The organism is Streptomyces sp. NPDC047971 (assembly GCF_040653355.1).
GTDB lineage: Bacteria > Actinomycetota > Actinomycetes > Streptomycetales > Streptomycetaceae > Streptomyces.
On the sequence record NZ_JBEZNW010000003.1, the window covers coordinates 249,588 to 269,825 of the forward strand.

The 20,238-nt window shown below is 72.5% G+C and carries 25 protein-coding genes and 1 riboswitch; of the genes, 11 read left to right on the forward strand and 14 right to left on the reverse strand.

Annotation, left to right across the window (positions count from 1 at the left end):
* Positions 1-28 precede the first annotated feature (28 nt).
* The 8 genes from AB0D99_RS05215 to AB0D99_RS05250 all read right to left on the reverse strand — a co-directional run bounded on the left by AB0D99_RS05215 (position 29) and on the right by AB0D99_RS05250 (position 7,049).
* Complete coding sequence (locus tag AB0D99_RS05215; protein ID WP_362357100.1) at positions 29-1,606, reverse strand: alpha/beta hydrolase; 1,578 nt, start codon at positions 1,604-1,606, stop codon at positions 29-31.
* A gap of 159 nt (positions 1,607-1,765) precedes the next feature.
* The gene (locus AB0D99_RS05220; protein WP_362357102.1) at positions 1,766-2,509 is read right to left on the reverse strand and encodes an urease accessory protein UreD; all 744 of its coding nucleotides are present in this window, start codon (positions 2,507-2,509) and stop codon (positions 1,766-1,768) included.
* Positions 2,506-3,195 (reverse strand): urease accessory protein UreG, encoded by a 690-nt coding sequence (gene ureG, locus AB0D99_RS05225; RefSeq protein WP_362357104.1) that lies wholly within the window; start codon positions 3,193-3,195, stop codon positions 2,506-2,508. Before ureG ends, AB0D99_RS05220 begins: the two co-directional genes overlap by 4 nt.
* Before the next feature lie 19 nt (positions 3,196-3,214).
* Entirely contained in the window at positions 3,215-3,880 is a 666-nt protein-coding gene (locus AB0D99_RS05230; RefSeq protein ID WP_362357106.1) for an urease accessory UreF family protein, read from the reverse strand.
* Positions 3,880-5,601 (reverse strand): urease subunit alpha, encoded by a 1,722-nt coding sequence (locus tag AB0D99_RS05235; RefSeq protein ID WP_362357108.1) that lies wholly within the window; start codon positions 5,599-5,601, stop codon positions 3,880-3,882. Before AB0D99_RS05235 ends, AB0D99_RS05230 begins: the two co-directional genes overlap by 1 nt.
* Entirely contained in the window at positions 5,594-5,971 is a 378-nt protein-coding gene (locus AB0D99_RS05240; protein WP_362357110.1) for an urease subunit beta, read from the reverse strand. The genes AB0D99_RS05235 and AB0D99_RS05240 overlap by 8 nt, the downstream gene beginning before the upstream one ends.
* Before the next feature lie 15 nt (positions 5,972-5,986).
* Positions 5,987-6,289, reverse strand: a complete 303-nt coding sequence (locus tag AB0D99_RS05245; RefSeq protein WP_362357112.1) for an urease subunit gamma — start codon at positions 6,287-6,289, stop codon at positions 5,987-5,989.
* Positions 6,290-6,428: 139 nt separating this feature from the next.
* Positions 6,429-7,049 carry a TetR/AcrR family transcriptional regulator gene (locus tag AB0D99_RS05250; RefSeq protein ID WP_362357114.1) on the reverse strand — a complete coding sequence of 207 codons (621 nt, stop codon included), beginning with the start codon at positions 7,047-7,049 and terminating at the stop codon, positions 6,429-6,431.
* A gap of 106 nt (positions 7,050-7,155) precedes the next feature.
* On the opposite strand from AB0D99_RS05250, the gene AB0D99_RS05255 reads away from it, so the two are divergent.
* The gene (locus AB0D99_RS05255; protein ID WP_362357116.1) at positions 7,156-8,151 is read left to right on the forward strand and encodes an ABC transporter permease; all 996 of its coding nucleotides are present in this window, start codon (positions 7,156-7,158) and stop codon (positions 8,149-8,151) included.
* 67 nt (positions 8,152-8,218) lie between these two features.
* On the opposite strand, the gene AB0D99_RS05260 is transcribed toward AB0D99_RS05255, so the two are convergent.
* A complete protein-coding gene (locus tag AB0D99_RS05260; protein ID WP_362357118.1) occupies positions 8,219-8,503 on the reverse strand; it encodes a type II toxin-antitoxin system Phd/YefM family antitoxin in 285 nt (94 codons plus the stop codon).
* Positions 8,504-8,559: 56 nt separating this feature from the next.
* Here AB0D99_RS05260 and AB0D99_RS05265 point away from each other — a divergent pair, with 56 nt between their 5' ends.
* From AB0D99_RS05265 to AB0D99_RS05275, 3 genes are all read left to right on the forward strand, one after another.
* The gene (locus AB0D99_RS05265) at positions 8,560-9,180 is read left to right on the forward strand and encodes an ATP-dependent Clp protease proteolytic subunit (protein WP_362357120.1); all 621 of its coding nucleotides are present in this window, start codon (positions 8,560-8,562) and stop codon (positions 9,178-9,180) included.
* A gap of 5 nt (positions 9,181-9,185) precedes the next feature.
* Positions 9,186-9,491, forward strand: a complete 306-nt coding sequence (locus tag AB0D99_RS05270) for a hypothetical protein (protein WP_362357122.1) — start codon at positions 9,186-9,188, stop codon at positions 9,489-9,491.
* Between the two features lie 314 nt (positions 9,492-9,805).
* A riboswitch (cyclic di-AMP (ydaO/yuaA leader) is annotated at positions 9,806-10,003 on the forward strand.
* Positions 10,004-10,006: 3 nt separating this feature from the next.
* Complete coding sequence (locus tag AB0D99_RS05275) at positions 10,007-10,483, forward strand: C40 family peptidase (RefSeq protein ID WP_362357124.1); 477 nt, start codon at positions 10,007-10,009, stop codon at positions 10,481-10,483.
* Positions 10,484-10,618: 135 nt separating this feature from the next.
* On the opposite strand, the gene AB0D99_RS05280 is transcribed toward AB0D99_RS05275, so the two are convergent.
* The gene (locus AB0D99_RS05280; protein WP_362357126.1) at positions 10,619-11,248 is read right to left on the reverse strand and encodes a LysE family translocator; all 630 of its coding nucleotides are present in this window, start codon (positions 11,246-11,248) and stop codon (positions 10,619-10,621) included.
* Positions 11,249-11,320: 72 nt separating this feature from the next.
* Here AB0D99_RS05280 and AB0D99_RS05285 point away from each other — a divergent pair, with 72 nt between their 5' ends.
* A complete protein-coding gene (locus AB0D99_RS05285) occupies positions 11,321-12,232 on the forward strand; it encodes a LysR family transcriptional regulator (RefSeq protein ID WP_362357128.1) in 912 nt (303 codons plus the stop codon).
* Positions 12,233-12,296: 64 nt separating this feature from the next.
* Here AB0D99_RS05285 and AB0D99_RS05290 read toward each other — a convergent pair whose 3' ends face one another.
* Complete coding sequence (locus AB0D99_RS05290) at positions 12,297-12,746, reverse strand: ATP-binding protein (protein WP_362357130.1); 450 nt, start codon at positions 12,744-12,746, stop codon at positions 12,297-12,299.
* Between the two features lie 169 nt (positions 12,747-12,915).
* Positions 12,916-14,082 (reverse strand): 8-amino-7-oxononanoate synthase, encoded by a 1,167-nt coding sequence (locus tag AB0D99_RS05295; RefSeq protein WP_362357132.1) that lies wholly within the window; start codon positions 14,080-14,082, stop codon positions 12,916-12,918.
* Between the two features lie 145 nt (positions 14,083-14,227).
* Between AB0D99_RS05295 and bioB the strand changes: the two genes are divergently transcribed.
* The 5 genes from bioB to AB0D99_RS05320 all read left to right on the forward strand — a co-directional run bounded on the left by bioB (position 14,228) and on the right by AB0D99_RS05320 (position 18,717).
* A complete protein-coding gene (gene bioB / locus AB0D99_RS05300) occupies positions 14,228-15,487 on the forward strand; it encodes a biotin synthase BioB (protein ID WP_362357134.1) in 1,260 nt (419 codons plus the stop codon).
* Positions 15,480-16,760 (forward strand): adenosylmethionine--8-amino-7-oxononanoate transaminase, encoded by a 1,281-nt coding sequence (locus AB0D99_RS05305; RefSeq protein WP_362357136.1) that lies wholly within the window; start codon positions 15,480-15,482, stop codon positions 16,758-16,760. The genes bioB and AB0D99_RS05305 overlap by 8 nt, the downstream gene beginning before the upstream one ends.
* A gap of 133 nt (positions 16,761-16,893) precedes the next feature.
* Positions 16,894-17,610, forward strand: a complete 717-nt coding sequence (gene bioD, locus AB0D99_RS05310; protein ID WP_362357138.1) for a dethiobiotin synthase — start codon at positions 16,894-16,896, stop codon at positions 17,608-17,610.
* Positions 17,611-17,630: 20 nt separating this feature from the next.
* Positions 17,631-17,975, forward strand: a complete 345-nt coding sequence (locus AB0D99_RS05315) for a VOC family protein (protein ID WP_362357140.1) — start codon at positions 17,631-17,633, stop codon at positions 17,973-17,975.
* A 76-nt stretch (positions 17,976-18,051) separates the two neighbouring features.
* A complete protein-coding gene (locus tag AB0D99_RS05320; RefSeq protein WP_362357142.1) occupies positions 18,052-18,717 on the forward strand; it encodes a class I SAM-dependent methyltransferase in 666 nt (221 codons plus the stop codon).
* A 12-nt stretch (positions 18,718-18,729) separates the two neighbouring features.
* On the opposite strand, the gene AB0D99_RS05325 is transcribed toward AB0D99_RS05320, so the two are convergent.
* Complete coding sequence (locus tag AB0D99_RS05325; RefSeq protein WP_362357144.1) at positions 18,730-19,101, reverse strand: fic family toxin-antitoxin system, toxin component; 372 nt, start codon at positions 19,099-19,101, stop codon at positions 18,730-18,732.
* Entirely contained in the window at positions 19,098-19,325 is a 228-nt protein-coding gene (locus tag AB0D99_RS05330; protein WP_329123298.1) for an antitoxin, read from the reverse strand. Before AB0D99_RS05330 ends, AB0D99_RS05325 begins: the two co-directional genes overlap by 4 nt.
* Before the next feature lie 47 nt (positions 19,326-19,372).
* On the opposite strand from AB0D99_RS05330, the gene AB0D99_RS05335 reads away from it, so the two are divergent.
* Positions 19,373-20,236, forward strand: coding sequence for a TIGR03621 family F420-dependent LLM class oxidoreductase (locus AB0D99_RS05335; protein WP_362357147.1), 864 nt, complete (start codon positions 19,373-19,375; stop codon positions 20,234-20,236).
* Positions 20,237-20,238 lie beyond the last annotated feature (2 nt).

The following is a 20,238-nucleotide window of genomic DNA, read 5'->3' on the forward strand; positions in this document are numbered from 1 at the left end:
ACGGCCGCCCCCTCGGTGGGTCGTACGGCTACGGCTGGGGCGTGGCGTGCGGAGCGCAGGTCACGTCCTTGGCGTCGAGCTTGCCCGACAGCAGGTACGCCTCCACCCGGGTGTTCAGGCAGGGGTTGGTGAGGTTGGTGATGCCGTGCGATCCGGCGTCCTTCTCCGTGATCAGGCGCGAGCCCTTGAACCGCTTGTGCAGTTCGAGCGCTCCGGCGTACGGCGTGGCCGCGTCGCGCTCCGCCTGGGTGATGAGGACCGGCGGCAGTCCCTTGCCGGTCCGCACCTCGGTCGGGCGCTGGCGCGGGGTGGACCAGGTGGCGCAGGGCAGGTTCATCCAGGCGTTGGACCAGGTCATGAACGGGTAGCGCTCGTGCAGCCGGCTGTTGTCGCGGTCCCACTTCCGCCAGCTGGTCGGCCAGGGGGCGTCGGCGCACTCCACGGCGGTGTAGACCGCGTTGCCGTTCTCGGAGGCGGCGTTGCCGGCCGTGTCGGTGGGGTCGGAGGCGGCCGAGTCGATCAGCGGCTGCGGGTCCCCGGCGGCGTACGCGCTCCACGCCTTGGCGACCGGCACCCACATGGAGTCGTAGTACGGCGCGTTCTGGAAGAAGCCGATGAGCTCGGCCGGGCCGACCTTGCCGCCGAGGGGGTTCTTCTTGGCGTCGGCGCGCAGGGTCTCCCACTGCTGCCTGACCTCGGCGTAGGTGTCGCCGAGGTGGAAGGTGGCGTCGTGCCGGGCGACCCAGGTCATCCAGTCCTTGAGCCGGCCCTCGAAGGCGATGTCCTGGTCGAGGTTGACCTCGTACCAGATCTTGCGGGTCGAGGGGTTGACGACGCTGTCGAGCACCATGCGGCGGACGTGCGTCGGGAAGAGCGTGCCGTAGACGGCGCCGAGGTAGGTGCCGTAGGAGACGCCGACGAAGTTGAGCTTCTTCTCGCCGAGCGCGGCCCGGATGACGTCGAGGTCCCGGGCGGTGTTCAGGGTGTTGATGTACGGCAGGATGTCGCCGCTCTTCTCGGCGCAGCCCTCGGCGTACTCGGCGGCGAGCTTGCGCTGCGCGAGCTTGTCGGCCTCGCTGTCGGGGACCGGGTCGAGCTTGGGTCCCTTGACGAACTCGGCCGGGTCGACGCAGGAGATGGGCGCGGAGCGGCCGACGCCGCGCGGGTCGAAGCCCACGAAGTCGTACGCCTTGGCGGTGTTCACCCAGAGCGGGGCCTTGGTGGTGACCCGGCGCGGGAAGCGCAGGCCGGAGCCGCCGGGGCCGCCCGGGTTGTAGAGCAGCGCGCCCTGGCGCTCGGCGGCGGTGCCGGTGGCGCCGATGCGGTCGACGGCGATCTTGATCTGCTTGCCGTTCGGGCGGCTGTAGTCGACCGGGACGGTGACCCAGCCGCAGGTGATCGGCTTCTCCAGCCCCCAGTCGGCGGGGCAGTCCTGCCAGTCGATGCCCTGCTTCGCCGCCCGCTCGGCGGCCAGGGCGACGCCGCGCGCCTCGCTGTCCGGTCGGTGGCGGCTGTCCGCGGTGGCGGTCGGCGCGGCCAGCGCGCCCGCCATGAGCGTGCCCGCTATCAGAGTGCCGGCCGAGCCGAGCACTGCTGTGCGTCTCACGTGGTGCCTCCCCCTCTGTCGGCGCCGCCCCCGTGGCGGCGCCGTGATGTCGGTCTGTCCGGGGGATCCTTTCGTTCCACCGGCGCGCGGCAAAAGGGCGTACGCGTGTTTCTTTGCCGAACCAATAACCGGAGAGCGGTGTACCGCTGAGCGGTGAGCTCAGGACGGCGCGAGGATCTCCAGCGCCTCGTCGAGGGTGCGGCGCAGCCGGAGGGCGTCGTCGGCGACGACGGTGACGAGGGCGGCGGGTCCGGCGAGCGGGGCGAGGACGGCGTTCCCGGCGAGCGTCCGGGGCTCGACCGGCTTGTCGGCGAACTCGGGGTCGACGACGAGGAGTTGGCCGGTGGCGCGGTGCCCGGCGAGAACGGCTCCGCCGTCCCATCCGCCGACGGCTCCGGGGCCGTACGCCAACTCCTGGTCCAGCAGGGGTCGTCCGGCCCGGCGGACGGTGAGACGGGTGACGAGCGTGCCGGTCTCCTCGCCGTGGCGGCCGAGGATCTGCTCCTCGCGGAGCACGAGCCGTGCGGTGGGGGCGAGTTCGACGGTGGTCCGCATCCGCAGGTCGGAGCCGCGCGCCGAGACGAGCTGCTCGGGCAGCCAGCGCAGCACGGCGTCGTCGCCGACGGTGAGCCTGATGTCGTACGTGGCGGGGACGTCGGCGCGGCCGGGGAGCGCCACGGTCGCGGCGGCCGAGTCGACCAGGAGCCGCGCCCCGTCCCGTACCTCGGTCTCGATCGCCAGCCGGTCACCGCCGAGCGGCGCGCTCATCGCCCCGACGACGGTGACCCGCGTGTACGGGCCGGTGACGCGGGTGCGGCGGAGGGCCAGGGGCCCGTCGCTCTCCAGGAGCGGCAGTCCCCCGTCGGCGTCGGCGACGATCCGGGCGGTGGCGCGCAGGCTCATGCGGCGGCGATCGCGGTCCAGGCGGCGAGCCTGCCACGGACCCAGTCGGCCACGGGGGCGACCCCCTGCTCGCCCGTGAGCGAGGTGAAGGCGACGGGCAGGTCGCCGCGCTGCGCCTTCGCGTCGCGGGCCATCCGCTCCAGGTCGGAGCCGACGTACGGGGCGAGGTCGGTCTTGTTGACGACCAGCAGGTCGGCGGTGGTGACGCCGGGCCCGCCCTTGCGGGGGATGTCGTCGCCGCCCGCGACGTCGATGACGAAGATCTGCGCGTCGACGAGGCCCTTGGAGAAGGTGGCGGTGAGGTTGTCGCCGCCGGACTCGACGAGGATCAGATCGAGCGGGCCGACGGTCTCCTCCAACTCCTCGACGGCTTCGAGGTTGGCGGAGATGTCGTCGCGGATCGCGGTGTGCGGGCAGGCGCCGGTCTCGACGGCCTGGATGCGCTCGGGCGGCAGGACGGCGTTGCGGAGCAGGAACTCGGCGTCCTCGCGCGTGTAGATGTCGTTGGTGACCACGGCGATCGACAGCTGGTCGCGCAGGAGGCGGCAGAGCGCGGCGACGGTCGCCGTCTTGCCGGAGCCGACGGGTCCGCCGAGCCCGATCCGCAGGGCGCGTCGGGTGCCGTCGGGCCGGTGGGCGTCGGCGGAGACGGCGCCGAGGTGGTCGTGGGAGTGGTCGAGGTGCATGGGGGGGCTCCAGGGGGTCTCAGGATGCGAAGAGGCGGACAGGCCAGGACGCGTGCTGCTCGGCGGTGATGTCGAGGAGGGGCGCGGACGCGGCGGGCAGGGCGTCGAGGCCCTGCCGGGCGGCGGTGGCGGCCTCCTCGGCGATCCGGTCCATGGCGGGGGCGAGGCGGGCGAGGACGGCGGTGGCCTGGAAGGGGTCCAGGCTCAGCAGCCGGACCGCCGCGGTGGCCGGGCCGCTGACGGTCTCGTACGCGACGCAGTGTGCGGCGTCCTCGGGGCCCAGCCCGGCGGCGCGGGCGGCGACGCCGAGGACGAGCGGCTGGTGCGCGCCGCGCGGGAACGCGGCCGCGAGGGCGTCGAGTTCGGGACAGGGCCAGGTGGCGCGGGCGGCCCGCACCATCTGCCGGCCGAGCTTGCGGGCCGCGGCGCGCAGGGCGGGCGAGGGGGTGCGGGCGTCGGCGGCGGCGTCGAGGGCGTGGAGGTCGTGGCCGAGCGCGGCCGCGGCGGCGAGGGCCGCCGCGGTGAGGCCGCTGGTGTGCAGCCGGCCGCGGCAGAACGCGGCGAGGCTCGCCGCGTCCGTGATGCGGCCGGCCTTGACGGCGGCCTCGGCCCCGCCGGAGTGGGCGTGTCCGCCGGCGGGGAACCGTCCGTCGGCGAGGACGAGGAGGGCGGCGCGATTCGTCATCAGAAGAGGAAGTAGCGCTGGGCCATGGGCAGTTCGGCGGCGGGCTCGGGCTCGACCGGCTCGCCGTCGATCGTGACCGTGAAGGTGTCGGCGTCGACCTCGACCCGGGGCAGCGCGTCGTTCTCCCGCATGTCGGCCTTGGTGACCCGCCGCGTGCTGCCGATCGCCGTGAACTCCTTGTTCACGCAGAGCCGTTGGGCGATGTCGTCCTCGATCGCCGCTTGGGCGACGAAGTTGAAGGAGCCGGCCGCGGCGGCCTTGCCGAGCGCGCCGAACATCGGCCGGGGTAGGACGGGCTGCGGGGTGGGGATGGAGGCGTTGGCGTCGCCCATCTGCGCGTAGGCGATCTGGCCGCCCTTGAGCACGGTCTGCGGCTTCACCCCGAAGAACGCCGGATCCCAGAGCACGAGGTCCGCGAGCTTGCCGGGCTCGACCGAGCCGATGAGGTGGTCCATTCCCTGGGCTGCTGCCGGGTTGATCGTGTACTTGGCGACATAGCGACGGGCCCGGTGGTTGTCCGCGCGGCCGTCGCCGGGCAGGGCACCCCGGCGCCTCTTCATCACGTGCGCGGTCTGCCAGGTGCGCATGATCACCTCGCCGACGCGCCCCATGGCCTGCGAGTCCGAGGAGATGATCGAGATGGCGCCCAGGTCGTGCAGGACGTCCTCGGCGGCGATCGTCGACGGCCGGATGCGGGACTCGGCGAAGGCGAGGTCCTCGGGGACGGCCGGGTTCAGGTGGTGGCAGACCATCAGCATGTCGAGGTGTTCCTCGATGGTGTTGACGGTGTGCGGCCTGGTCGGGTTGGTCGAGCTGGGCAGTATGTACGGCTCGGAGACGACGGTGATGATGTCGGGGGCGTGCCCGCCTCCGGCGCCTTCGGTGTGGTACGCGTGGACGGTACGGCCCGCGATGGCGGCGAGGGTGTCCCCGACGAATCCGGCCTCGTTCAAGGTGTCGGTGTGGATGGCGAGTTGGGCGCCGGTCTCCTCGCAGACGCCGAGGCAGGCGTCGATGACGGCAGGGGTCGCCCCCCAGTCCTCGTGGATCTTGAACCCGAGTGCGCCGCCCCTGAGTTGGGAGTGCATGGCCTCCCTGGACATCGTGTTGCCCTTGCCGAGCAGTCCGATGTTGACGGGGAAGGTGTCGAGCGCCTCGAACATCCGGGCGAGGTGCCAGGGGCCGGGGGTGATGGTGGTGGCCTTGGTGCCCTCGGCAGGCCCGGTCCCGCCCCCGACGAGGGTGGTGACGCCCGTGGCGAGCGCCTGCTCGACGACCGTCGGCGAGATGAAGTGGACATGGGCGTCGATGGCGCCCGCGGTGACGATCTTCCCGTTGCCGACGATCACCTCGGTCTCGGGGCCGATGACCAGATCGGGGTGGACCCCGTCCATGGTGTCCGGGTTGCCGGCCTTGCCGAGCGCGGTGATCCGGCCGTCGCGGATGCCGATGTCGGCCTTGACGACGCCCCAGTGGTCGATGATCACGGCGCCGGTCACGACGGTGTCGGGCGCACCCTCGGCGCGGGTCGTGCGGGCCTGGCCCATGGACTCGCGAATGACCTTGCCGCCGCCGAAGACCGCCTCGTCGCCGGCGCGGCCGGGGCCGCCGGAGCGGTCCTCCTCGATCTCGACCAGCAGGTCGGTGTCGGCGAGCCTGATGCGGTCGCCGGTGGTGGGGCCGAACAGGTCGGCGTACACGGCACGGTGGAGCTCAGGCACGGTCGGCCCCCTCGGTGGTGTCGGCCGGTGTCCCGGGTGTCGCGGCCGGCTCGGCGGCGGGCGGGTCGAGCGGGCCCGCGGTCTCGCCGCGCAGGCCGGGGACGACGCGGCGGCCCCGCAGCGGTACGAGCTCGATCTCGACGGGGATGCCGGGCTCGAAGCGCACGGCCGTGCCGGCGGCGATGTGCAACCGCCGGCCGTGCGCGGCCGAACGGTCGAACTCCAGGCCGGGGTTGGCCTCGGCGAAGTGGTAGTGGGAGCCGACCTGGACGGGCCGGTCGGCGGCGTTCAGGACGGTCAGGCGGGTCACGGGGCGGCCCTCGTTGAGGGCGACCGGACCTTCACCGTAAAGAGTCTCTCCGGGAATCATCGGCGACGTCCCCCGTCACACGATCGGGTCATGGACGGTGACGAGCTTGGTGCCGTCGGGGAAGGTCGCCTCGACCTGGACGTCGTGGATCATCTCGGGGATCCCGGCCATCACGTCGTCGCGGGTGAGGACCTTGCGACCGGAGGCCATGAGCTCGGCGACGGTGCGGCCGTCGCGGGCGCCTTCCAGGATGTGCGTGGTGATCAGGGCGACGGCCTCGGGGTGGTTGAGCTTCACTCCGCGTGCTCTGCGCTTCTCGGCCACGTCCGCCGCCACATGGATGAGCAGCCGTTCCTGCTCGTGCGGGGTCAGTTGCACGCTTCCACCTCACAGTCGTCCACCGGGCGGTCTCTCCCGGACAGCAGCGGACGTTACCGATCATCAACACGCTGTTGAACTGCGGTGACGTGCCGCCGGGCCAGACATTGCACGTTAGAGCGGAAGTTTTTCCGGCGCGTTAACTCCGGCTTTGCGTCTCCATGGACATCAGCGCCCGCAGCCCCTCCTCGATGACACGGACCTCGACGTTGCCGAAGAGCGCCTGCTGGGCGATGAAGCCCTGCGCGACGGCGATCATCGTCCGGGCGACATGGTCCGCGGGGACGTCGGCGGCCATCAGGCCGTTGGCCCGGTACGCCTCGACGAGGCCGGTCCACGCCTCGCGCATCCCGTCGTAGCCGGCCGTGAGGGTCCGGAACAGGTGCTCGTCGCGCAGCGTCTCGGCCCAGACCTGGAGGATGAGCCGCGCGAACGCCTGACGGTCCCCGCCCGGGATGCGCTCCTCCAGGAAGATCCGCATGACGGCGCCGAGCAGGACGTCCGGAGTGGGTGGCGGGGTGGCCCTGGACGCCTGCTCGAAGGCTCCGCGGATGCCGTCGAACGCCTCCGACGCGATGGCCGTGATCAGTTCGTCCTTGCCGCGGAAGTAGCGGTAGACGGCGCCGGCCGACAGTCCCACCTCGGTCAGGACGTCCGCCATCGACGTGGCGTGGAAGCCGTTGCGGGCGAAGCAGCGCGCGGCGCCGTCGAGGATCTGACGGCGGCGGGCGTCGAGGTGTTCCTGGGTGACACGAGCCATGACCGAAATCTAAAACGAACATTCCTTCTTGACAAGCGACCACCCCGGCGGGACAGTGAGCCCAGGAAGTAAAACGAACGATCCTTCTCTTTGAATCGAGAACGCCATGCCTGCCACCGCCACCCGCAAGACCCTCGCGGTGATGGTGCTGATCCCCGTGGTCGTGGCCCTGGCCCTGTCGGCCTTCGCCTGGCCCGCCGCTCGGATCGCCCCGCGCGACCTGCCGATCGGCGTCGCGGGGCCCGCCACCGCCGCCGCCCCCGTGGAACAGCGCCTCACCCAGCACGAGGGGGCCTTCGAGGTCCACCACTACGACACCGAGGCCGCCGCCCGCGCGGCGATCGAGGACCGGGTCGTATACGGCGCGGTGGTCGTCACGCCGCGGGGCCCCGAACTGCTGACCGCCTCCGCCGCGAGCCCGGTCGTCGCCGGACTGCTGCGCGAGGCCGTCGCCGCCCAGGCCCCGGCCGGCACCCCGGTGAAGGTGACCGACGTCGTCCCGGCGCCGGCGGGCGATCCGCGCGGCAGCGCCTTCGGGTCGAGCCTCTTCCCCCTGATCCTGGCCGGCGCCGCCTCCGGCATCCTGGTCACGGTCCTCGGGCTGCGCCGCGGCCGGGCGGCCCTCGCCCTGACGGGCGCGGCCGCGCTCGCCGGAATCGTCGGGACCACGCTCGGCCACAGCTGGCTCGGGGCGCTCACCGGTGACTGGTGGACGGAGGCCGGGGTCCTGGCGCTGACCGTCCTCGCCATCGGCGCGCCGCTCGCGGGGCTCGGAGCGCTGCTCGGCCGGCCCGGCCTCGGACTCGGGGCGCTCCTGATGATCCTGATCGGCAACCCCTTCTCGGGCGTGGCGAGCGCACCCGAACTCCTGCCGGCACCCGCCGGCGTGCTCGGCCAGTGGCTGCCGCCGGGCGCGGGCGGGTCGGCGCTGCGCTCGGTCGCCTTCTTCGACGGCGGCGGGGCGGGCGGGCCTCTGCTGGTGCTCGGCGTGTGGGCGATCGCCGGTGTGGCCGCGCTGCTGCTCGCCGGCCGGCGCGAGCCCGCCGCCGACGCGCAGGCGTCCGCCGCGCCTCCGGCCCCGGCGCCGAGCCCGGTGGCCTGAGCCGTCGCCGACGGCCCTCACTGCGGCCGCGTGCCCCCGCTGTAGCGGACGGGGGCACGCGGCTTTCTCATGCGCCGGGGGTGCCCGGGTCTCGGTGGCGGGCCGCGATCCCGAAGCGCCCCTGTTCACCCGGAGCGGACGAGAGGGTACGGACCGTGGAGACGGAGCTGACCACCCGCTCCTCGGGAGCCTCCCGCTCCGCTTCGAGTTTCTCCAGGTCGGCGGCGGAGACCAACGCCACGAGCGGCTTTCCGTGCCGGGTCACGACGACCCGCTCGTCGCCGTACACCACGCGGTTGATCAGGTCGGCGAGCTCTGCCCGTGCTTGCGTCACCGGAATCTCGTAAGCCATGCTCCTCATCTTACGGAATGTACGTCCTGTACATTTTGAAAGAACGGAGGCCGCCCATGCACGCCCGCCACGTCCTTCCCGAGTTCACCGAGCGCACCAGCTTCGGCAGCCGGACCCTCGACCCGTACTCCAAGCTGCTGGAGGAGCGGATCGTCTTCCTCGGCACGCCGATCGACGAGACCTCGGCCAACGACGTCATCACCCAGTTCCTGCATCTGGAGTACGCCGACCCCGACCGGGACATCTCGCTGTACATCAACTCCCCCGGCGGTTCGCCCAGCGCGATGTCCGCGATCTACGACACGATGCAGGTCGTCACCTGCGAGGTCGAGACCATCTGCCTCGCCCAGGCCGTGTCCACCGCCGCCGTGCTGCTCGCGGCCGGGACGCCCGGGAAGCGGCTCGCGCTGCCCGGCGCCCGGGTCGTGCTCCAGCAGCCCACGATGGAGGAGCCGTTGCGGGGGCAGCCCAGCGATCTGGACATCCAGGCACGGGAATTGCTCCGGCTGCGCGCGATGACGGCCGGGATGCTGGCGACCCACACCGGACGGAGCCGCGAGCGGATCGACGCCGACATCGACCGGACCACGATCCTCGACGCGCCGGCCGCCACCGCGTACGGCCTGGTGGATCACGTGGTCCAGAACCGGGGGTCGTCCGGCCGCGGGGCGAGGTGAGCGCGATGGTCCCCGAGCTGCCGCCACTGCCCGCCCTGACCCGCGCCGAGGGCGAGGTCGTCGACGCCTACCTCGCCGTCGTGGACCTCCTGGGGAGGATCAATCCATCCAGGATCTCGCATACTTATGGAGCGCTACGGGCGGCACAGGCCCTGGTGGGGCGGGCCACCGCGCTGCGCGACGCCCTGACCGTGATGCATGGGCGCGGCGAGGCCGAGGTGCACGCGGAGACGTTGGCCCGCGCGCTGCGGGTGTTGGACGGGGAACGCCGTTCGGAGCGGGTCACCGTGCCCGGGACACGCGCGAGTTGACATTTCCGCGTGTCGTGTCGAGGTCCACTCGGCCCAGCACGGCCACGGAAAGCCTCCCTCGTTCGGCGTAGTCGATGAATCGACATATGTGCGGGGTGAGTTGCGCAACAGGTGTACGCATCTGGCTGAATCGGGCGTTTCTCCCCTGGTGCGGGGCTCGTCAGCCCCATCTCAGAAGATCACGAAACATGTCTGTCCACCCGAATGGATCAGTCGTGAGGAGCCTCACATAGCGTCGTTTCAACTCGGATTTCGCCCTGAAAGTGAGTCAAGATCCCTCACGACGACAAGCCCCCGCCACCACGGCGGGGCGGTCCGGGCGGACGCCGAGTCCTGCCGCCGTCCCGGATGTCTGGTCGACAGGAGTGGATCGGCAGGAGTGGAGGACCCGAGCAGTACGGGACGACCGCGCATGGGGGTCGTGCCTCGGGGTGAAGCCGCAGCCGCGGCCGGGCAACTTCGCCAGCCCGAACCCGACAGGTCATCCTTCACAGGCGGCTGACGAAGGGTTGCGCATGACTGCGCAGATTCATGTCCCGTCCCTGCTGTCCCGGGCCGGAGCCGTCTCGGCTCTCACCCTCGCCGCCGTCGGCGGCACCATGCTGGCGCCGGGCGCCACCCCCGAGGCCCAGGCCGCGACCGCGCACGCCGGCAAGGCGCTGAGCATCGCGGCGGCCAAGAAGGGATCGCCCTACCGGTACGGAGCGTCGGGACCGAGCCGGTTCGACTGCTCGGGGCTCACGCTCTACTCGTACAAGAAGGCGGGCAAGTCCCTGCCCCGTACCGCGCAGCAGCAGTACAACAAGACCCGGCACATCTCCGCCTCCAGCCGGCAGAAGGGTGACCTGGTCTTCTTCCACTCGGGTGGACGGGTGTACCACGTGGGCATCTACGCCGGTAACAACAAGATCTGGCACTCGCCCAAGAAGGGCTCCTGGGTGAAGCTCGACAGGATCTGGTCGGCCAAGATCTCCTACGGCCGGGTCCGATGAGCGGGTGACCGGCGGATCCGCACCGGCCGGAGCCCCTCCGGCCGGAGCCCCGACGGCCTGCCTCCTCGCCGGCTGAACGACGGCCTCACGGGGGGGGTGCGGTGGCGCCGCCGCACCCTCACCCGCGCACCCGCCTCAGTTCCCCGCGAGGGGAGCCGACAACAGGGTCAGCCCCAGGGCGGCCAGCGCGCCGCCCGTCACCCCCTGCACGGTCCTGGCCGTCCGCGGACGGCGCAGCCAGTGACCGAGGCGGTCCACCAGGACGGCCACCAGGGGGAACCACAGCAGAGCGAGCAGCACCACGACGGACGCCAGCAACAGTGTGCGGGGCACGACCGCGACACCGTCCGGCACGAACTGCGGCAGCAGACTCAGAAAGAGCACGGGCGCCTTCGGGTTCAGCACATTGGCGAGGAACCCCTGGCGCAGCGCGCGGCCGACCCGCGCCTCCCCCGCGGTGGCGGGCGAGGCCTCCCCCGTCGCCCGCAGCGCGCCGCGGAGGGCCTGTACGCCGAGGTGGAGGACGTACACGCCACCGGCGATCTGGAGGGCGCGGTAGAGCGCCGGCACCGCGATCAGCACGGCCGCCAGGCCTGCCACCGCGAGGGCGGTGTGCACCAGGAGCCCGCCGGCCACCCCGACCGCACTGGCCACCCCGGCCCGCCGAGAGGCGAGCGCGCTGCGTACGACGACCGTGAAGTCGGCTCCCGGCATGGCCACCATGCCCGCCGCGACCCCGATGAAGGCGATCAGCTGTCCGTCCATGACCCCAGCGTGCCCGCCGCAAGCCTTTAGTGTGTAGACACGATCTTCTGGGTCTGGCCAAAGGAATCCTTTATGCAGGATCTGGTGCGGCTCGCGGCACTGGTGGCGGTCGCCGAGGACGGCTCGATCACCCGGGCCGCCGCCCGGCTCGGGTACACCCCGCCCGCGCTCTCCCAGCAGCTCGCCAAACTGGAGCGGGAGGCCGGCGCCGCGCTGCTCGTCCGGCACCACCGGGGCGCGCGGCTGACGCCCGCCGGTGAACTGCTCGTCAGCCGAGCGCGCCGTGTCCTGGACGAGATGGAGCGGGCGCGCCACGAGCTGGCGCAGCTCAGCGGACTCTCCGGCGGCCGGCTCCGGGTCGGCACCTTCACCACCGTCGGGATCCATCTGCTCCCACCGGTGCTGAGCGCGTTCCGCCGGGCTCATCCGGACGTGGAGCTGACGGTGGCCGAATACGAGCCGCCGGGCGGGGTGGCGGCGGTGGCCGAGGGCGAGGTCGATCTGGCGATCACCCACGTCTACGAGCCCGCCGAGCCCGCGCCGCCGCCGCCCGGGGTCGCGTTGGAGCCCCTGCTGGTGGAGGAGTTGGTCCTGGTCACGGCGCCGGGCCATGTGCTGGCGGAAGGCTCCGGCCGGCTGCCGATCGCGGAGCTCGCCGGCCAGCCGTTGATCAGCAGCGCGCCGGACCATCCGTCGAGGCGAGGAGTGGAGGGCGCGCTGGCCCGGGCCGGCGTGAGCCCGTCGGTCGTGTGCCGGACGCCGGGGTACGCCCTGGTGTGCGCGCTGGTCAGCGCGGGGCTCGGGGTGGCGGTGGTGCCGGAGATGGTCGCCATGATGGCGGCGTCTCCCCTGGGCGTGCGGGCGTTGGAGCCGACGTCGTTCCGTCGGACGATCTCGGTGGCGCACCGCGGCGAGGAGTCGGGGCCGGCGGCCCGGTCGCTCCGGGCGCTGCTGCGGAGCGGCTTCGCCCGTGCGGCCCCGTGAACGCCGGCCGTCGCGGGGCCGGCGGGCGGCGCTACGTTCCGGACACGATCTTCTGCGACACGCTCTAGGTCAGGACCGCGGGGGTCCGGTTCGCTGAGGGGGTCCAGGGGAGGTTGATCCAGACGGTCTTGCCGCCCTCCCTGGTCGGGGTGACCGAGAGCCGGCCGCCCGCCTCCTTGGCCAGGAAGCGGATGATGACCATCCCCCGGCCGTTGTCCTGCTGCACCGCCGCCGGGAGTCGCTGGGGCCACCGCGGATGGCTGTCGGTGACGCCGATGTGCAGCTGCTCCTCGCGCTCCAGCCGGACGTCGACGGTGAAGGTGGGCGACTGCCCGAAGGTGTGCTGGACGGCGTTGGTGGCCAGCTCGGAGACGATCAGCCGGATCGCGTCGGCGGCGTCGCACGCCTCGGCGAGCCCCCAGCCGGTCAGGATGTCGGCGACGTATCTGCGGGCGGCGGAGACCGAGGCGGGATCGCTCGGCAGAGTGACGGTTGCTTCCTGGTGGTCTGCCATGGCGACGCTGTCCCTTTCCCACCGGGCCCGGCCCGGATTGCGCTAGGCGTCAGAGTGCCACCGATCGCCCCGCCCCGTACGGCGATCCACCAAGATCTGTGCATATGTGTCGCTCGAAGCGGTGAACTCTGCTACGGCAGACCGTATTTGGACCGGCGAACTGCTGCGGTCAGTGGACCGCGGGCGCCGTGCGCACGATCGTCTCCACCGCCCGGTCGATCTGCGCGTCCGTCAGATCCGCGCGGGCCGTCAGGCGCAGCCGTGAGATGCCGTCCGGGACCGACGGGGGCCGGAAGCAGCCCACGGCGAGGCCCAGTTCGCGACAGTCCGCCGCCCATCGCAGGGCCGCCTCGGGCGCGGGGGCTCGCACCGAGACGACGGCCGCGTCCGGGCGTACGGCGGTCAGTCCGGCCTCGGTGAGCAGCCGGTGCAGGGTGGTCGCGACGGTCCGCGCGCGCTCGGCGAGGCCGGGTTCGCGGTCGATCAGCCGCAGGCCGGCCAGGGCGGCGCCCGCGGCGGCGGGGGCGAGTCCGGTGTCGAAGATGAAGGTCCGGGCCGCGTTGACCAGGTGCTCGATCACCCGGGCGGGGCCGAGGACGGCGCCGCCCTGGCTGCCGAGCGACTTGGAGAGGGTGAGGGTGGCGACGATGTCCGCGTCGCCGGCGAGACCCGCTTCGGCCAGGGCGCCACGGCCGCCTGCGCCGAGCACGCCCAGGCCGTGGGCGTCGTCGACGACCAGTGCGGCGCCATGGGCGCGGCACGCGTCGGCGATCTCGGTGAGAGGGGCCTTGTCACCGTCCACGGAGAACACGGAGTCGGTGACGGCGAGGGCCCTGCGGCCCTCATGGGCCCGCAGGGTCTTGCGCACCGCCTCGGCGTCGGCATGCGGGACCACGGCCGTCTCGGCGCGCGCGAGCCGGCAGCCGTCGACGATCGAGGCGTGGTTGCCCGCGTCCGAGACGATCAGCGAGTCGCGGCTGCTCAGCGCGGTGAGCGCGGCGAGATTGGCGGTGTAGCCGGAGGAGAAGACGAGGGCGGCCTCGAAGCCGCAGAACTCGGCGAGTTCGTGCTCCAGACGGGTGTGCAGCCGGGTGGTGCCGGTGACGAGTCGCGAGCCGGTGGCGCCTGCGCCCCAGTGCCGTGCCGCCTCGGCCGCCGCCTCGGTGATCTCCGGCCGGCGCGTCAGCCCGAGGTAGTCGTTGCTCGCCAGGTCCAGCAGGTCCGATACGGCGGCGCGGGGCCTGAGCGTGCGGACGAGCCCCGCCCGCTCGCGGTGGCGTGCCTCGGTGTCGGTCCAGTCGAACGCGGTCCCGCGGGTGTCCTCGTCCCGGTGCATGCGGCAGATCCCTTTTGTAGGCAGCGCACAGACCCTAACCGTCCGGAGCCAAGGTCAGGATGTGGCCATGCACACACCTCAAACGGCCTCGTTTGTTCAGATCCTCCTTGGCCGCGAGGTGTGCGGTAGGCCAGGATCACCCTTTATGGACCTGCTGAACACGCTGGTGGACAAGGGGCTGCGGCGCGAGCTGCCGAGCCGTGAAGAAGCGCTCGCCGTCCTGGCGACCTCCGACGACGATCTGCTCGATGTGGTGGCCGCGGCCGGCAAGGTGCGCCGCCAGTGGTTCGGGCGTCGGGTGAAACTCAACTACTTGGTCAATCTGAAGTCCGGGCTGTGTCCGGAGGACTGCTCGTACTGCTCCCAGCGGCTCGGCTCGACGGCCGGGATCCTCAAGTACAGCTGGCTGAAGCCGGACGAGGCGTCCCAGGCCGCCGCCGCCGGTGTCGCCGGCGGTGCGAAGCGGGTCTGTCTGGTGGCGAGCGGCCGCGGGCCGACCGACCGGGACGTGGAGCGGGTCGGCAAGACCATCGAGGCGATCAAGGAGCAGAACGAGGGCGTCGAGGTCTGCGCGTGCCTCGGTCTGCTCTCGGACGGCCAGGCGGAGCGGCTGCGCGAGGCGGGCGCCGACGCCTACAACCACAACCTGAACACGTCCGAGGGGACGTACGGCGAGATCACGACCACCCACACCTACCAGGACCGGGTGGACACCGTGCAGAAGGCGCATGCCGCCGGTCTGTCGGCCTGCTCCGGGCTGATCGCGGGCATGGGCGAGAGCGACGAGGACCTGGTCGACGTCGTCTACGCGCTGCGCGACCTCGGCTCGGACTCGGTGCCGGTGAACTTCCTCATCCCGTTCGAGGGCACTCCGCTGGCGAAGGAGTGGAACCTCACTCCGCAGCGTTGCCTGCGGATCCTGGCGATGGTGCGGTTCGTCTGCCCGGACGTGGAGGTCCGGATCGCGGGTGGACGCGAGGTGCACCTGCGCTCGATGCAGCCGCTCGCGCTGAACATCGCCAACTCGATCTTCCTCGGCGACTATCTGACGAGCGAGGGCCAGGCCGGTCAGGCGGACCTCGACATGATCGCGGACGCGGGCTTCGAGGTGGAGGGCATGGGCACGACCACGCTGCCCCGGCACCGCGCCGACGCTTCGGCCGCCGCCGCCGCCGCGGCCGGCGGGTGCGGCTCCGCGGCCTCGGCCGGCTGCGGTTCGGCGGCCGACGCGGGAGCGGGCTGCGGTTCGCACGCCGAGGCGGGCTCCGGCTGCGGGCCGTGCGGTGGCCACGCTCCGCAGGCCGACGCCCCCGAGGCCGAGCCGGCCGAGGCGTCCGGAGCCCGTACGGACCTGGTGGCGGTGCGCCGCCGCGGGGCCGGGACGGAGCTCGCGCCGAATGCGTAACGAGGAACTGCTCGCCCTGGACCGGGCGCACGTCTGGCACCCGTACGCCCCCATGCCGGGCCGTACGGATCCGCTGGTCGTCGCGTCCGCGTCCGGGGTGCGGCTCCGCCTCGCCGAACCGGTGCACGGTCAGGACGAGTTGATCGACGGCATGTCCTCGTGGTGGTCCGCGATCCACGGCTACAACCACCCCGTGCTCAACGAGGCGGCGCACGGCCAGCTGGACCGGATGAGCCACGTCATGTTCGGCGGGCTCACCCACGAGCCGGCCGTCCGGCTCGCCACCCGTCTGGTGGAGATCACCCCCGCACCGCTCCAGCACGTCTTCCTCAGCGACTCGGGCTCGGTCTCCGTCGAGGTCGCGGCCAAGATGTGCCTGCAGTACTGGCGCTCCGTCGGCAAGCCCGGCAAGCAGCGGCTGCTGACCTGGCGTGGCGGCTACCACGGCGACACCTGGCAGCCGATGTCGCTGTGCGACCCCGAGGGCGGGATGCACCAGCTGTGGTCGGGCGTGCTCCAGGAGCAGGTCTTCGTGGACGCGCCGCCCACCGCCTACGAGGAGTCGTACGCCGAGATGCTGCGGGAGCGGATCGCGCTCCACGCGGACGAGGTCGCCGCGGTGATCGTGGAGCCGGTGGTGCAGAACGCGGGTGGGATGCGCTTCCACGCGCCGGAGTACCTGCGGGTGCTGCGGGAGGCGTGCGACGAGCACGGCGTGCTGCTGATCTTCGACGAGATCGCGACCGGGTTCGGTCGTACGGGCACGCTGTTCGGCGCCGACCATGCCGGGATCTCGCCCGATGTCATGTGTGTGGGCAAGGCGCTGACCGGCGGCTATCTGTCGATGGCGGCGACGCTGTGCACGACGCGGATCGCCGAGGGGATCTCGCGGGGCGAGCTTCCGGTGCTCGCGCACGGGCCGACGTTCATGGGCAACCCGCTGGCCGCGTCGGTGGCGCTCGCGTCGCTGGACCTGCTGATGTCGCAGGACTGGGCGCTGGAGGTCAAGCGGATCGAGACGGGGCTCCGTCAGGGTCTCGCCGAGGCCGCGTCGCTGCCCGGTGTCCGGGACGTGCGGGTGCTCGGCGCCATCGGGGTGGTCCAGCTCGACCACGACGTCGACATGGCCGCGGCCTCGGAGGCGGCGGTCCGGGCGGGCGTGTGGCTGCGGCCGTTCCGCGACCTGATCTACACGATGCCGCCGTTCGTCACCGGCGACGCGGACCTGGCCCGTATCTGCGCCGCGGTGCGCGCGGCCGCGGTGGCGGGCTGACCGACCGGGCCGCGCCGCCCGGAGCAAGGGAGGCCGGTCCGTTCCGGTGCCCCTCGGGGCCCGGTGCGGGCCGGCGTGTCAGACGACCCCACGGCCGTGCGGGCGCGGGGGTTCAGAGAGGATGCGACACACCATGACCGTCATCGTCGTCAGCGGTACGGGGACGGAGATCGGCAAGACGATCGTGACGGCCGCCGTGGCCGCCGTCGCCGCGGCCCAGGGCCGGTCGGTGGCCGTGCTCAAGCCCGCGCAGACCGGTCTCGAACCGGGCGAGCGCGGGGACGCGGACGAGGTCGTACGGCTGTCCGGGGCGCAGACGTCGGCCGAACTGGCGCGATTCCCGGAGCCGTTGGCGCCCGCCACGGCCGCCCGGCGGGCCGGCATGGCGCCGGTCGGGCCGCGGGAGGTCGCCGAGGCGGCCACCAAACTGGCCGCCGAACACGATCTGGTGCTGGTGGAGGGCGCCGGCGGGCTCCTCGTCCGCTTCGACGAGGAGGGCGGGACCCTCGCCGACGTGGCCCGTCTGCTCGGCGCCCCGGTGCTCGTCGTGGTGCCCTCCGGGCTCGGCACGCTCAACACCACCCAGCTGACGGCCGAGGCCCTCACGGCACGCGGCATCGAGCAGCTCGGCATCGTCGTCGGCAGCTGGCCGGCCGCCCCGGACCTGGCGTCGTGCTGCAATCTGGCCGAACTCCCGGAGATGGCCGGGGCGCCGCTTCTCGGAGCCGTACCGGAGGGCGCGGGCGGCCTCGGTCCGGCCGAGTTCCGGGCGCGCGCGGGTGCGTGGCTGGCTCCGGCGCTCGGCGGGATCTGGGACGCGGAGGGCTTCGCGGCGAGCGCCCGGCCCTGACCCCTCCGTAAGCTGGATCCATGCGCGCACAGGTTTCGGAGATCGTGTTCGACTGCGCCGATCCGGCCGCTCTGGTGCGGTTCTGGGCCGGCCTCCTCGGCGGGGCTCCGGTCGACCGGGGCCCCGACTGGTCGTATGTGGAGCCTCCGGGCTTCGTCCGGATCGCCTTCCAGCTGGTGCCCGAGGGCAAGGTCGTCAAGAACCGGCTCCATCTGGATCTGGAGGCGCCGGAGCTGGACGCCGCGGCCGACGCGGCGACCGCCCTGGGCGCCACCCGGTCCGGTGGCGTCGTCACCGACCCGCAAGGGTCCTTTCAGGTGATGCGGGATCCCGAGGGCAACGAGTTCTGCTTCGTGTCGGGCTGAGAAGGGCCGTGGGCGGGCAGAATCCTCCCGTCCGTCCGCGTCTGCGCCGCCGAGCGTCGGAGGAGGAGGTCCGCGTATGTCCACGCGTTCCACCCGGGTCCCCCGGGACGCCGTCCACCATCCCCTGTTCGCGCGGTTCTACGCGCGGTTCAGCGTCTCCGCCGATACGAAGGGCGGCATCGGCGCCCTGCGTACGGAGCTGCTGACCGGTCTGTCCGGTCGGGCCATCGAGATCGGTGCCGGGAACGGGCTCAACTTCGCGCACTATCCGGGCGCCGTCTCCGAGGTCGTGGCCATCGAACCCGAGCGCCACCTGCGGACGTTGGCGGCCGACGCGGCGTTGCGCGCCGATGTGCCGGTGGACGTGGTGCCGGGTGCGGCGGAGGCGCTGCCGGTGAAGAGCGAGGCGTTCGACGCCGCGGTGGCCTCGCTGGTGCTGTGCACGGTGCGCGACGTGCCGAGGGCGCTCGCCGAGCTGCACCGGGTCCTGCGCCCCGGTGGTGAACTGCGTTTCTTCGAGCATGGGTTGGCACCGTCGCGTGGCATGGCCCGCGCCCAGCGCGCCCTGGACCGCACGGTGTGGCCGCTGCTGTTCGGCGGCTGTCACACGGCGCGCGATCCGCTGGCGGCGATCGAGGCGGCGGGGTTCGAACCGGTCGTGTACCGCCGGTTCACCGTGCCGGAGCAGGGGACCCGATTCCCCTCCTCGTACTGCATCCTCGGCTCGGCACGCCGGATCTGACGGCCTGTCGGTTCAGCGGCTCCACTGCCGCAGCTCGGCGGCGATGGCGCGGACGTCCGCCTCGCCCTTCTTGACGAGGCGGGCGAGATCGCGGACCTGTTCGGGCGAGGTGACGACCTTCTCACCGCTGGCGACGAGGTAGCCGTAGGCCACGGCGGAGGCGAACATCGCGTTGGAGTGCTCCAATGCCGGGATGTGCAGCAGGAGTTGGAGCAGCGCGGCGGCGCGGGCGTGCGGGTCGCTGTAGACGGGCACGCCGAAGATCTCGGCGTCGTGCCGGCCGACCGCGGCGACGAGCGCGCCCCAGTCGGTGACCTGCGGGTCGCCCGGCGTCTGGTGTTCGGCGACCATGAGGAGCCAGGAGATGTCGACCGTGAGGCTCATGCGGTGCGGTCACGCTCCGAGCCGAACTCCTCGGCGAACACGCCCTCGTACTGCTTCATGAAGTCGGCGGCCGCCTCGACGAAGGCCCGCCCCGACTCGCCCGCGTCCTGCTGGACGAGCTCCTCGATATAGCGGTTGACGCTCACTCCGCGCTGTTGTGCCCGCCGGCGGGCTGTGTCGGCGGTAGTTTCGTCCACACGTACGTTCAGCTGGGTCTTGGCCACACGACCACGCTAGCGCCGGTGCGCTAGCAGCGACAAGGGGAGCCGCCATGGCGTCACCGTTCCGCTTCGCGGCCAGCATGCTGACGCCCGGGACGGGCGAGGAGTGGCGCGCACGCTGCCGCCGGGCCGAGGAACTCGGCTACGACCGGATCCTCGTCCCGGACCATCTGGGGATGCCCGCCCCGTTCCCCGCCCTGGTGGCCGCCGCCGAGGCCACGACCCTGCCGCGCGTGGGCACCTTCGTCCTCAACGCCGGTTTCTGGAATCCGGTCCTGCTGGCCCGCGAGGTGACCACGACGGTCGCCCTCACCGGCGGCAGGCTGGACCTGGGGCTCGGTGCGGGCTATGTCCGCGAGGAGCACGAGCGGGCGGGGATCGACTTCCTTCCCCCGGGCCGGAGGGTCGACCATCTCACCCGCGTCGTCGAGGAGTTGGAGCGGATCCTCGGCAGCGCGGAAGGCGACCGGCCGCCTCTGCTGATCGGCGGCAACGGCGACCGGGTGCTGCGTCTCGCCGCCCGGCACGCCGACGTCATGGCGTTCACCGGCGGACGCACCGGGTCGGGTCGTGTGGAGGTCCTGTCCGCCGAGGAGATGGACGAGCGGGTGGCCACGTACCGCCGCTTCGAGAAGGAGGCCGACCGCCTCGCCCCGGCCGAGCTGAACCTGCTGCTCCAGCGGGTCGTCGTGACCGACGACCGCGCCGCGGCGATGGCGGAGTTCCTCCCGTACGTGTCGCATCTGAGCGAGGAGGAGGTGCCGGACCTCCCCCTGCTGGCGGTCGGCACCGTGCGGGAGATCGCCGACCAGTTGCGCGAGCGGCGCGAGCGGTACGGCATCTCGTCCCTCACGGTCATGGACAACGCCATGGAGGCGTTCGGCCCGGTGATCGAGGAGCTGCGGTCACGCTGACG

What these genes read in the sequence shown, in the direction of transcription:
- AB0D99_RS05220 (WP_362357102.1), bottom strand. Translation starts at nt 2,509, where the DNA reads ATGAGCCTGCGCGCCACCGCCCGGATCGTCGCCGACGCCGACGGGGGA.
- ureG (WP_362357104.1), bottom strand. Translation starts at nt 3,195, where the DNA reads ATGCACCTCGACCACTCCCACGACCACCTCGGCGCCGTCTCCGCCGAC.
- AB0D99_RS05230 (WP_362357106.1), bottom strand. Translation starts at nt 3,880, where the DNA reads ATGACGAATCGCGCCGCCCTCCTCGTCCTCGCCGACGGACGGTTCCCC.
- AB0D99_RS05240 (WP_362357110.1), bottom strand. Translation starts at nt 5,971, where the DNA reads ATGATTCCCGGAGAGACTCTTTACGGTGAAGGTCCGGTCGCCCTCAAC.
- AB0D99_RS05250 (WP_362357114.1), bottom strand. Translation starts at nt 7,049, where the DNA reads ATGGCTCGTGTCACCCAGGAACACCTCGACGCCCGCCGCCGTCAGATC.
- AB0D99_RS05255 (WP_362357116.1), top strand. Translation starts at nt 7,156, where the DNA reads ATGCCTGCCACCGCCACCCGCAAGACCCTCGCGGTGATGGTGCTGATC.
- AB0D99_RS05260 (WP_362357118.1), bottom strand. Translation starts at nt 8,503, where the DNA reads ATGGCTTACGAGATTCCGGTGACGCAAGCACGGGCAGAGCTCGCCGAC.
- AB0D99_RS05265 (WP_362357120.1), top strand. Translation starts at nt 8,560, where the DNA reads ATGCACGCCCGCCACGTCCTTCCCGAGTTCACCGAGCGCACCAGCTTC.
- AB0D99_RS05270 (WP_362357122.1), top strand. Translation starts at nt 9,186, where the DNA reads ATGGTCCCCGAGCTGCCGCCACTGCCCGCCCTGACCCGCGCCGAGGGC.
- AB0D99_RS05275 (WP_362357124.1), top strand. Translation starts at nt 10,007, where the DNA reads ATGACTGCGCAGATTCATGTCCCGTCCCTGCTGTCCCGGGCCGGAGCC.
- AB0D99_RS05280 (WP_362357126.1), bottom strand. Translation starts at nt 11,248, where the DNA reads ATGGACGGACAGCTGATCGCCTTCATCGGGGTCGCGGCGGGCATGGTG.
- AB0D99_RS05285 (WP_362357128.1), top strand. Translation starts at nt 11,321, where the DNA reads ATGCAGGATCTGGTGCGGCTCGCGGCACTGGTGGCGGTCGCCGAGGAC.
- AB0D99_RS05290 (WP_362357130.1), bottom strand. Translation starts at nt 12,746, where the DNA reads ATGGCAGACCACCAGGAAGCAACCGTCACTCTGCCGAGCGATCCCGCC.
- AB0D99_RS05295 (WP_362357132.1), bottom strand. Translation starts at nt 14,082, where the DNA reads ATGCACCGGGACGAGGACACCCGCGGGACCGCGTTCGACTGGACCGAC.
- bioB (WP_362357134.1), top strand. Translation starts at nt 14,228, where the DNA reads ATGGACCTGCTGAACACGCTGGTGGACAAGGGGCTGCGGCGCGAGCTG.
- AB0D99_RS05305 (WP_362357136.1), top strand. Translation starts at nt 15,480, where the DNA reads ATGCGTAACGAGGAACTGCTCGCCCTGGACCGGGCGCACGTCTGGCAC.
- bioD (WP_362357138.1), top strand. Translation starts at nt 16,894, where the DNA reads ATGACCGTCATCGTCGTCAGCGGTACGGGGACGGAGATCGGCAAGACG.
- AB0D99_RS05315 (WP_362357140.1), top strand. Translation starts at nt 17,631, where the DNA reads ATGCGCGCACAGGTTTCGGAGATCGTGTTCGACTGCGCCGATCCGGCC.
- AB0D99_RS05320 (WP_362357142.1), top strand. Translation starts at nt 18,052, where the DNA reads ATGTCCACGCGTTCCACCCGGGTCCCCCGGGACGCCGTCCACCATCCC.
- AB0D99_RS05325 (WP_362357144.1), bottom strand. Translation starts at nt 19,101, where the DNA reads ATGAGCCTCACGGTCGACATCTCCTGGCTCCTCATGGTCGCCGAACAC.
- AB0D99_RS05335 (WP_362357147.1), top strand. Translation starts at nt 19,373, where the DNA reads ATGGCGTCACCGTTCCGCTTCGCGGCCAGCATGCTGACGCCCGGGACG.